General features: G+C 36.5%; 6 protein-coding genes. 4 read left to right on the top strand and 2 right to left on the bottom strand.

Going from position 1 to position 6,132, the window contains the following annotated elements; genetic code table 11:
* Together AC6F75_RS08275 and AC6F75_RS08280 are read left to right on the top strand one after the other, a co-directional pair.
* Positions 1–260, top strand: a 260-nt coding sequence (locus AC6F75_RS08275; protein WP_500714533.1) for a hypothetical protein, incomplete at its 5' end; no start/stop codon positions are given.
* Between the two features lie 303 nt (positions 261–563).
* Positions 564–788 carry a hypothetical protein gene (locus tag AC6F75_RS08280; protein ID WP_500714534.1) on the top strand — a complete coding sequence of 75 codons (225 nt, stop codon included), beginning with the start codon at positions 564–566 and terminating at the stop codon, positions 786–788.
* Positions 789–962: 174 nt separating this feature from the next.
* Here the strand turns inward: AC6F75_RS08280 and AC6F75_RS08285 are convergent, their stop codons facing one another.
* Entirely contained in the window at positions 963–3,020 is a 2,058-nt protein-coding gene (locus tag AC6F75_RS08285) for a 3'-5' exonuclease (RefSeq protein ID WP_500714535.1), read from the bottom strand.
* Positions 3,021–3,184: 164 nt separating this feature from the next.
* On the opposite strand from AC6F75_RS08285, the gene AC6F75_RS08290 reads away from it, so the two are divergent.
* Positions 3,185–3,571 carry a hypothetical protein gene (locus tag AC6F75_RS08290; RefSeq protein WP_500714536.1) on the top strand — a complete coding sequence of 129 codons (387 nt, stop codon included), beginning with the start codon at positions 3,185–3,187 and terminating at the stop codon, positions 3,569–3,571.
* Between the two features lie 68 nt (positions 3,572–3,639).
* On the opposite strand, the gene AC6F75_RS08295 is transcribed toward AC6F75_RS08290, so the two are convergent.
* Positions 3,640–5,088, bottom strand: coding sequence for a TonB-dependent receptor (locus AC6F75_RS08295; RefSeq protein WP_500714537.1), 1,449 nt, complete (start codon positions 5,086–5,088; stop codon positions 3,640–3,642).
* Positions 5,089–5,347: 259 nt separating this feature from the next.
* Between AC6F75_RS08295 and AC6F75_RS08300 the strand changes: the two genes are divergently transcribed.
* Entirely contained in the window at positions 5,348–5,989 is a 642-nt protein-coding gene (locus AC6F75_RS08300) for a phosphoribosyltransferase family protein (RefSeq protein WP_500714538.1), read from the top strand.
* The last annotated feature ends 143 nt before the right edge of the window (positions 5,990–6,132 follow it).

Raw genomic sequence — 6,132 nt, forward strand, 5'->3', positions numbered from 1 at the left:
CCGGAACAGCAACAGTAAATGTCAAAACGGATAAGGGGGCCACAGTATACAGCAAAACCTTAACTGTCGATAAAGGATTCCATACGTATGATTATGATTTGACCCTTACCGAAAACGGAAGAAAAGCCTATTTAAAAGAAAATAAAGAAACTTCAATTGAGGAAAAACAAAATGAGAAATACTATTTGCCGCAAGGGACTTATACTGTAGAAATCACTTTAAATAGGGTGAAAAAAACCGGTGAGTTGGTGGTGGAGTAATGGTTGTGTTTTAATATAGCTTTGGTTATTTTGTGTGGGTTAAGAGAATCGTTTTTTTACTATGGAGGTTGCGGGCAAAGTCGGGAAATTGAAGATTCAACGAGGTTATTCTTTACGCAGCGGCTTTTATTCTGAAAAAAGCCTTTAGATTTTGATTGTTTGTGGGTGATTAATAAATGTTGTTATTTTATTGATTAGTTTGATTACTTAAATTGACCTCTATTTAAAGTTCAACTTATTACATTTGTTTTTAAATCATTGTTGTCCGGTTTACCGGACAACAATGATAATAAATATAATGTTATGAAAGCAGTAGAAGACATCAGTAAAATTGAACTAAAGGAATGTTTGACTAAAAATTATCCTTCTAAACAAGAGTGTTTAAACTTTATAAATAAATTATTTAAATGGAAAATTGATAATTTTATAGAAGAATTTGATTTTAATTCTCCAATAAAAGCGGAAAACAAAACAGGCTGTGTTTTAATCTTAAATAACCCAAAAATAACAAGAAGCAACAACTATTAAGCAAAATAAAGGATAAGGTGTATTTGGAGATAAATAACACACTAACATATGAAGAAGTTTATTCTAAGGTTGATAGAGACAGTTATAGTTCAAATTATAAGATGGAGATATGTATTGATTTGATTGAAACTCCTCAGTATGGTTTATTAAACTCAACAGTTAGCCTCAATAGTATTAAAATGTGGAAGTCAGGATAAAAGTTGATGGTTTTTTTGAGTAGGTTAGCATAAGTTTGTGCATAGCCCGGGTACACGCTACATAAAGCATTTGTCTGTCTGATGGTGTTTTATAGTTATTTTCTGTAACAAACGGTACAATGACCCGGTCAAATTCAAGGCCTTTGGCCAGATGTGCCGTTGTTATGACAATACCACTTCCAAAAGCAACACTTAGTGCGTTGAGAAGTTGCACTTGATGACCTTGGTCGATTGCATCATAGAGTGCATTGGCTTCCTTTTGTGTTTTACATATAATACCCAATGATTTAAACTTTTTGGTATTCCAATTTTTGAGTTCGTTTTTGATGGTGTTGAGTTCCTCTTCTTCATTTTTACATTTCAAGATTTTTGGTTCTTCACCGTGTCTTTCAATGGGCTCCACATTTATATTTTGGCTTATTTTTTTTGTAAACTGGGTTATTTCATAAGTTGATCGATAGCTTTTGGTCATTGTCATGGCAATGGCATCATGGAAAATACCTGCTATTGTCTCGATATTTGAAGCGCTAAAGGGGTTTACCGATTGGTTGATGTCGCCGAGAATGGTTTTTTTGCAATTGAACAGTTTATTTAGAATTTTATATTGTACTGCAGAATAGTCTTGCATTTCATCAATGACCAAGTGTTTTACATCTGTAAAAGGTTTTAGGCCTTCGAGTTTCATTTTAAGGTAGAGCAAAGGATATACATCACTGTATTCAAAGACGTTGCCTTTACGTGTTTTGAGCAATTCAGGTTCTCCCAACCATTCATAAAACCCTTTGTAGAGTTTTCGCAGATTGGTGGAGGGAAACATTTTTCTGATGGTTGTGTGTAATTCTGTTCGTTCTTTGCCTTGGACTTCATAGTTGTAATACATCCAGACATTATTGACAATTTCTCGTACCACCTCATTAAACCTGTTCAATAGGGGCAGGCGGCTGTATTGTTTAAATTTTTCTTCAATAAACCAGGCCGGTATCGGTTTTTTATTGACAAATATATCAATGGGTTTAAATCCGTTATTTTCGAGAAACAGCAAGTAATCGTCCATTTTTTTAATCAAATCTGCCGAGGATTTAAATTGGATGCGTTCAATGAATTTTTGGTTGTTTTTTTCGAGCAGTTCAGCCACCTGGTCATAGAAGGACCTAAAATTCATTTGGTAGTCAAAGAGTTGTTGTGCAATCTCTTCCATATTGGTTTCGGCTACTGTTTCTTCTCCCAATTCAGGGAGTACATTTGAGATGTAGCTTGCAAAGACTTTGTTTGGTGAAATGATAAGGATGTCTTGAGAAGTAATTGTTTCTTTGAATTTATAGAGCAGGAAAGCTATCCTGTGAAGCGCAATGGATGTTTTGCCCGAGCCTGCTACCCCTTGAATGATTAAGTGTTTAGCGTTTTCATTTCTGATGATGGCATTTTGCTCCCGTTGGATGGTGGCTACAATGTTTTTCATTTTGCCAGAGGAAGCTTGATTGAGTTCTTTTTGAAGCACCTCATCCTGTATGGTGACATCGCTGTCAATCATATATTCCATATTTCCGTTGCGTATCCGGAACTGTCGTTTAAGGGAAATATTTCCTTGAACTTCACCATCAAGAGTTTCATAGGCAGCCTCTCCTGTTTCATAATCATAAAACATACTGGAAATGGGTGCGCGCCAGTCGTAGACTAGGTTTTGATGGCTCTCCCCGTCTTGAAAATTGTGGACCCCAATATAAATGGGTGCCGGTTTTTTTTTGGTATTTTCTTTAAAATCGATTCTACCAAAATAGGGTATGTTTTTTAACCTCAGCAACCTCTTTTTTTTGTCAACAGAATGATCCCCTTGTAAGGCTACATTATATACAGATTCCCTTACGGCATTTTTTTCAAGGTGATCCATATCCCGTTTATGCTCTTGTAAATGGGTTTTAAGGTCGTTGATTTCGTTGGATTGCTTTTGAATGCGGGTATTAATTTTATCGATTGCCTGATCAACTTTGTGGATAAGGACTTGAAGATGTTTTTGTTCTTTTTTTTCTTCAGTCATAGTACAGGTATTGAAACGGGATTAAGGACTGTGTAAACCCCTTTGAAATATGAAAGGGGCAAATATAAAACAAGTCTTAAAAAATACCTTGTTAAACTTATTCTATTTATATTTGTCCTTTGCAAAGTCGTGCTACCTGGTATGGTTCACAAACCCTTATTTTAATGACAAGAGCAGTTATATTGGAACAGGCTTTGTCAGCCGCTTTAAGGGAACGAAAAACAGACACACTGGATTATACCCATCGCCAATTTTTAAAAAGCAAAAAACGGGCGTATGTGAGATTTCTTGCAGACTTTTTAAAAAAGTATGGAATCAAGAGTTTTGATGTTTTACCTGATGCTGCTAAAAATGAAGGTAAATATTATCCTTATATTGAATGTGATGAAGCCAATATATTTGGCGACCCAAATGGAATCATTCAATTAACTTCAAAAAGTATTAGTTCTGCAAGTAGTGAAAAAATACTGGCGGATTATATACTTGAGAACATTCAACGATTGGACATAAGTGTTTTGAAGGCGTGGCACGATACTCAACTAAGGTCCTAATCATTTTTTTGATCATTAGTTACTTTTATATCACCAAGTACCCCTTATATAGACAACATAACTGATACTTAAGCAGTTTCCAGGTTTTTACTGTAACCAAATAATTCTTTCTGAATAATAATTTCATCGATGCCCTGAGGAAGCATCCCTCTCCAATCGTCTTCACCGTCCTGAATTTTTTGCAAGACTTTTCTTGAAAAAATATGAAGAATATCAGGATTAAATTCTTTAATATCCACCACTTTTCCGTTGAATTTAAAGAATTTATAGAGTTCTTTCATGCGTGGGTGTACTTTGAGGTTGTCACTGGTAATATACTTGTTGTTTTCAGTGTCATATACGGGGTAAAGATACACCTTTAGGTCTTTAAAAAAGAGTTTACCGAAGGCTTCCAGAATCCCTCCACTAAGGTGGCGGTAGTAGCGTTCATCAAAAATCTCCACAAAATTGTTCACGCCCATGGTAAAGCCAATGCGTTCTTTGGTATAGTTTGCGAAATAGTCGGCCAATTTGTAATATTCCTGAAAATTAGAAATAATGACATTGTGGCCCAAAGAAGCCAATAATTGTGCCCTGTCCATAAAATCTTTTTCGTCAATATCACCTTCTGCACGGAGGTTTGAAAGCGTGATTTCAAAAACACAGGCTGTATTTTCTTTATCAACTTTGCTTTCTTTTATAAAGAGGTCATAAGATTTTTCAAACATATCGATGTTGACTTTGGTGACCGGGCGGAAACTACCTCTTAGAGCCAGGATATTTTTTTTGTACAGCACATCGGCCGGGAGTAGATTATGGCCTTCGGGGCTAAACATAACCGCTTCGGTCATTCTGTTTTTAATGAGTTGCAAGCTCATAAGCCGGTTATCAACATTATTGAATTGTGGCCCTGAAAAGTTTACCATATCGATTTCTATTTTATCCTTATCGATGTGGTCGTATAAATAGCGTAGGAGTTTTTTGGGCTCATTAAATTTATAAAATGCACCATATATAAGATTCACACCCAAAACCCCCAGCGTTTCCTGTTGTTGACGGGCGTCATTTTCCTTAAACCTGATATGAAGGATGATTTCGTTATATTCTTGATTGGGTTCCACCTGAAATTTGATACCTACCCAACCGTGCCCTTTGTATTTTTTGGCAAAATCAATGGTTGCGACTGTGTTTGCATAGGCAAAAAAGATTTTATCGGGATGTTTTTCACGAGAAATGCGTTCTTCAATCAATTGAATTTCGTGGCGCAACATTTTTTTTAGCCGGTTTTCAGTTACATACCGATTGTCAGGTTCAGGACTATAAATGGCATCGCTAAAATCTTTGTCGTAAGCAGAGATTGTTTTTGCAATGGTGCCTGAAGCTGCCCCGGCCCTAAAGAAGTTTCTAACGGTTTCCTGGCCTGCTCCAATTTCGGCAAAGGAGCCGTAAATGTTTTTATTGAGGTTGACACGCAGTGCCTTGTTTTTTATGGTTGGGATTTGTGGAAATTTGCGGTCACCGCTTAGTATTTCGGGCATAATTCTACAAGTTAAATAAGAGGTGCAAAGATACTTATTCAAAAAGAGAAAAGGAAGTAACCTTATTTATTTTTCAGTTGGTTTTTGTGTTAAAAGATCATTATTGCATCAGCACAAAAACTATGGAGTATGTTTAAATTGTTTCCTCTGATACATTAATATTACCGACGGTTTTTTAAAGAAATTTTAAACTTCTGTTAAAGTACTTCCCTTCCTCAGGGGGAAGTAAAATTAATTGATATAAAACCTTTATCTTTAGATGGTAACCATAAAAGTAAACGTGTTTATGGCTCTAAAAGACAAAGATTTTAAAGCAGAAATAGTCTCGTTGCCTCAGGCCTATGATGACTCTTTGAAACTCGCTGAAAAAATTGAAGCTTCTTCCCACCGTTTTGATGCCATAGTTGCCATAGCGCGTGGCGGATTTCCACCTGCGCGGTTCCTTTGTGATTTCCTGAATATTGAGGAGCTCCATTCCATACAAGTTACACATTATGGCAGTGGGGCTGAGAAGAAAGAAGATGCCGCTGTGCTCAATAAGGGTTTTGGAGACCTAAGCGGTAAAAAAGTTTTGCTGGTTGACGATGTTAACGATACGGGGAAGACCTTAAAGGCTGCTTCTAAACTCTTGGACGCAGCGGCTGTCCTGAAAACGGCGGTCATTCACGAAAAAGATACTACCGATTTTAAAGCCGATTTTGTTGGAGAACCCGTAAAGAAATGGAGATGGCTCATTTACCAATGGGCAGCAGCCGAAGATGTTTTGGGATTTCTTAAAGAAGGCAATATGCTGGAAGCAGGTGCGTCTGAAGCACAACAATTTCTTACGGATACTTATAATCTGGTAGTGGAAATGCCTTTGTTAAAAAAAATACTCAGAACAAGACCTGCATACAGGTAAGCTACAGAATACAAGAACTGAAATCCTACTTCAAAAGAAAAAGTTATGATTAATTTTACAGGAACTTATACAGATCAATATCAGCTCACCATGGCACTGGTATATTTTAAGAAAGGAAACGCTGAAGACAGGGCTATTTTTGA

The organism is Planktosalinus sp. (assembly GCF_059864935.1).

Coding starts and splice junctions, on each gene's coding strand:
- AC6F75_RS08280 (WP_500714534.1), top strand. CDS start 564: ATGAAAGCAGTAGAAGACATCAGTAAAATTGAACTAAAGGAATGTTTG.
- AC6F75_RS08285 (WP_500714535.1), bottom strand. CDS start 3,020: ATGACTGAAGAAAAAAAAGAACAAAAACATCTTCAAGTCCTTATCCAC.
- AC6F75_RS08290 (WP_500714536.1), top strand. CDS start 3,185: ATGACAAGAGCAGTTATATTGGAACAGGCTTTGTCAGCCGCTTTAAGG.
- AC6F75_RS08295 (WP_500714537.1), bottom strand. CDS start 5,088: ATGCCCGAAATACTAAGCGGTGACCGCAAATTTCCACAAATCCCAACC.
- AC6F75_RS08300 (WP_500714538.1), top strand. CDS start 5,348: ATGGTAACCATAAAAGTAAACGTGTTTATGGCTCTAAAAGACAAAGAT.